This window comes from Curtobacterium sp. P97 (assembly GCF_023712445.1).
In the GTDB taxonomy this organism is placed as follows: Bacteria; Actinomycetota; Actinomycetes; order Actinomycetales; family Microbacteriaceae; genus Curtobacterium.
This window is the reverse complement of sequence record NZ_JAMAYF010000193.1, coordinates 1-409: the sequence shown is the minus strand read 5'-3', so window position 1 is coordinate 409 and position 409 is coordinate 1. Positions and strand designations below refer to the sequence as shown.

The following is a 409-nucleotide window of genomic DNA, read 5'->3' as shown; positions in this document are numbered from 1 at the left end:
GCGAGGGCGTGCACGGCGCTCTGGAACACGGCCAGCCGCACCGTGCCCGCGGGCGCCGCGCCCAGCCCGCGCAGCCCGGCCTCGACCTCGTCGAGGTGGGCCAGCACCCCGCGCGAGCGGTCGGCGAGCACCTGGCCGGCGGCGGTGAGCCGTACGCGGCGACCCTCGCGCTCGACCAGCGCGGTGCCGGTCTCGCGCTCGAGCACGGCCAGCTGCTGGGAGACCGCCGACGGGCTGAGGTGCGCGCGGGCGGCCACGGCGCGCACCGTGCCCAGCTCCTGCAGGTCGACGAGGAGCTGGAGGCGCCACGGGTTGAGCACGGCGCCATTGTGCAGCTGGGGTGCACAGCAGCGACGGGTATCGGTGCTGGACCTGTGCAACGACCGCCGGGACCCTCGACGTCGTGGAC

The 409-nt window shown here is 76.5% G+C and carries 1 protein-coding gene; it reads right to left on the bottom strand.

The window, feature by feature from the left end:
* On the bottom strand, window positions 1-320 hold a 320-nt coding region (locus M3677_RS17610; RefSeq protein ID WP_251161227.1), incomplete at its 3' end, for a LysR family transcriptional regulator.
* Between the last annotated feature and the right edge of the window lie 89 nt (window positions 321-409).